The following is a 3,021-nucleotide window of genomic DNA, read 5'->3' on the forward strand; positions in this document are numbered from 1 at the left end:
CCGCCGGTGCGCACCGAGATGATCGCCGTGCCCACCGGAACTGTCTGTCCTTCTTCGACGAGTAGACCCTCGACGACCCCGGCGAACGGGCACGGCAGCTCGACCAGGGACTTGGCGGTCTCGATCTCGACGATGATGTCGTTGACCTTGACCGTGTCGCCCGGTTCGACCTTCCAGGAGACGATCTCGGCCTCGGTCAGCCCTTCTCCCACGTCGGGCAGATTGAACTGCGAAACACTCACGCTCGTCGTCCTTCCTAGTACGCCATGGCGCGGTCGACGCCGTCGAGCACGCGGTCGAGGTCGGGTAAGTACTGGTCTTCGATCCGAGCCGGGGGATAGGGCGTGTCGTAACCCGTGACCCGGATGACGGGAGCCTCCAGGGAGTAGAAGCACTCCTCGGTGACGCTCGCCGCCACTTCCGTCCCGATGCCCAAGGTGCGCTGCGCCTCGTGGACGACGACGAGCCGGCCGGTGCGGCGGACCGACTCATACACCGGACCGAGGTCCAGGGGGGAGAGCGTGCGCAGGTCGATGACCTCCAGAGATCGGCCTTCCTCCGCGGCGGCGGCAGCGGCCTCGACACAGGTCTTGATCATCGGACCGTACGCGACGACGGTCGCGTCGGACCCGGTCCGGATCACCCGGGAGGCATGCAGAGCAAGGTCCGGCCGGTCCTCCAGATCGACCTCCGCCTTCTCGTAGTAGCGCCGTTTCGGCTCGAAGAAGATCACCGGGTCATCGCTCTCGATCGCACCCTGGATCATCCAGTACGCGTCCAAGGGATTGGCACATGACACGACCTTCAGCCCAGGCGTGTGTGCGAAGTACGCCTCCGGGCTCTCGCTGTGGTGCTCCACCGCGCCGATCCCCCCGCCGTACGGGATGCGTACCACCATCGGCAGCCGCAGCCGGCCACCCGAACGGAAATGCATCTTGGCCACCTGGGTGACGAGCTGGTCGTAGCCCGGGAAGACGAAGCCGTCGAACTGGATCTCGCATACCGGCCGATAGCCGCGTAGCGCCAGGCCCACGGCGGTGCCGATGATGCCGGACTCGGCGAGCGGCGTGTCGAAGATGCGGTCCTCACCGAAATCTTTCTGCAGGCCGTCGGTGACCCGGAAGACACCGCCGAGCTTGCCCACGTCTTCGCCCATGACGAGGACCTTCGGATCGTTCTCCAAGCTGCGCCGGAGTCCGGCGTTGATGGCCTTGGCTATCGTGAGAGCGGAGGCTGTGTTGGTGGTCATCGCGCACCTTCCTCGTCGGCGAAGGAATCGCGGTAGCGGACCATCTCGTCTCGTTGGGCGAGAAGTGTGGGCGGAGTGTCGACATAGACGTCGTCGAAGATCGACTCGGGCGCCGGCTCCGGCAGGGCTCGGCACTGGCTGCGCAGACGGTCGGCCAGCTCATCCGCCTCGGCTTCGACACCGTCAAAGAAGCCCTGGTCGGCCATCTCGCTCCGCACCATGTAGGCCTTGACCCGCTCGATCGGGTCTTTGAGCCGCCAGTGCTCGAGTTCCGTATCCAGCCGGTAGCGGGTCGGGTCATCGGTGGTGGTGTGGGCGCCCATCCGGTACGTGAACGCCTCGATCAACGACGGCCCTTCACCGTCCCGGGCTCGTTGCAGGGCCTCGCGGGTCACGGCCAGGCAGGCCAGCACGTCGTTTCCGTCCACCCGCAGTCCTGGAAAGCCGAAGCCGTGGGCTCGCCGGTAGAGCGGGACCCGGGTCTGACGCTCCAGCGGCTCGGAGATCGCCCACTGGTTGTTCTGGCAGAAGAAGACGACCGGTGCGTTGGTGACGCCTGCCCAGATGAACGCCTCGTTGACGTCGCCCTGGCTGGTGGCGCCGTCGCCGAAGAAGGCGATGACGGCGGCGTCGCGGTTCGGGTCGCCGGTGCCGATCGCGCCGTCTCGCTGGATTCCCATCGCGTAGCCGGTGGCGTGCAGGGTCTGCGCGCCGACGACGATCGTGTAGAGGTGGAAGTTGTTCTCCCTGGGGTCCCAGCTGCCCTGGTCGACGCCGCGGAAGAGCCCCAGCATCTGTGCCGGGTCGACGCCGCGGCACCAAGCGACGGCGTGCTCACGGTACGTCGGGAATACGTGGTCCTGGGTGCGTAACGCGCGTGCGGATCCGACTTGGGCCGCTTCCTGGCCGAGCATGCTCGCCCACAGTCCGAGCTCACCCTGGCGTTGCAGGGCGACGGCCTCGCTATCGATGCGCCGGGACAAGACGAGGTCACGGTAGACCTCTCGGATGTCGTCCGCCGTGATGTCGTCGATCAGAGCGTCGTAGCGCTCGTGGGGGACTCGCTGACCTTCGGGTGTGAGTAGCTGGACGAGCTCTGGGTCGCCGTCAGCCGCACCACGGGTCGAGGTAGCCGCCGTGTCGACAGTCATGTCTCTCCTTCACGTCATCGGCGTCGCGGGGTCGCCGCGCCAGCCTGGCCGTGTGTGACCGCCGGCCAGCAGAAGGCGATGGGTGGGCCCTCGTCTGACCGTCGGCGCTCGTGACTCGCGTCACGATAGTGCTACCGCTACGGTACATAGCGCGGCGGCTCTGTGGGTACTCGACACAGAATCGCCGCGCAATGCCCGTGCGGCCGTTGACGCCGACACGTCGGCAACCTCATGTCCAAGCCTGCCCTTCCGCAGGGTGTTCTGTGCTCGTCGACCTGTACAAGTTCCTCCGGTCCACAGTGATGCGACCCGGACAAGTCCTCGGGCGTCCGAGGATGTCGGTAGGTGGTCCCGACCGGAGGGTTGCTCGGTGATGTGGGCTGCGTACACGCCGGCCCGTCGACGGTGGGAAGCTGACCCTATGACGGGGATTGTCGATGTAGCCGCCCGGGCGGGAGTGTCGGTGGCGACTGTGTCGCGCGCGCTGCGTGGGCTGCCAGGCGTATCCCCGGCGACCCGCAAAGCCGTACAGACGATCGCGAAGGAGCTCGGGTATGTCGCCTCGCCGAGCGCCGCGGGGCTGCCGACTGGGCGCACAGGAGCTGTGGGCGTGGTGTCGCC

Annotated in this window: 4 protein-coding genes; 1 reads left to right on the forward strand and 3 read right to left on the reverse strand. The window is 67.0% G+C overall.

What is annotated here, in order from left to right:
* The 3 genes from ELR45_RS39065 to pdhA all read right to left on the reverse strand — a co-directional run.
* On the reverse strand, nucleotides 1-242 hold a 242-nt coding region (locus ELR45_RS39065; protein ID WP_338069610.1), incomplete at its 3' end, for a biotin/lipoyl-containing protein.
* A gap of 14 nt (nucleotides 243-256) precedes the next feature.
* Nucleotides 257-1,249, reverse strand: a complete 993-nt coding sequence (locus tag ELR45_RS25720; protein WP_129668890.1) for an alpha-ketoacid dehydrogenase subunit beta — start codon at nucleotides 1,247-1,249, stop codon at nucleotides 257-259.
* A complete protein-coding gene (pdhA, locus tag ELR45_RS25725) occupies nucleotides 1,246-2,400 on the reverse strand; it encodes a pyruvate dehydrogenase (acetyl-transferring) E1 component subunit alpha (RefSeq protein WP_129668891.1) in 1,155 nt (384 codons plus the stop codon). The genes ELR45_RS25720 and pdhA overlap by 4 nt, the downstream gene beginning before the upstream one ends.
* A 421-nt stretch (nucleotides 2,401-2,821) precedes the next feature.
* On the opposite strand from pdhA, the gene ELR45_RS39070 reads away from it, so the two are divergent.
* The coding region (locus ELR45_RS39070) for a LacI family DNA-binding transcriptional regulator (protein ID WP_205857263.1) at nucleotides 2,822-3,021 on the forward strand (200 nt) is incomplete at its 3' end.

Origin of the sequence: Phytoactinopolyspora endophytica (genome assembly GCF_004138495.1) — a bacterium.
Taxonomy (GTDB): Bacteria; Actinomycetota; Actinomycetes; order Jiangellales; family Jiangellaceae; genus Phytoactinopolyspora; species Phytoactinopolyspora endophytica.

Excerpts from the sequence above, each read along its gene's own strand:
- ELR45_RS25720 (WP_129668890.1), bottom strand. The coding sequence starts at position 1,249 with ATGACCACCAACACAGCCTCCGCTCTCACGATAGCCAAGGCCATCAAC.
- pdhA (WP_129668891.1), bottom strand. The coding sequence starts at position 2,400 with ATGACTGTCGACACGGCGGCTACCTCGACCCGTGGTGCGGCTGACGGC.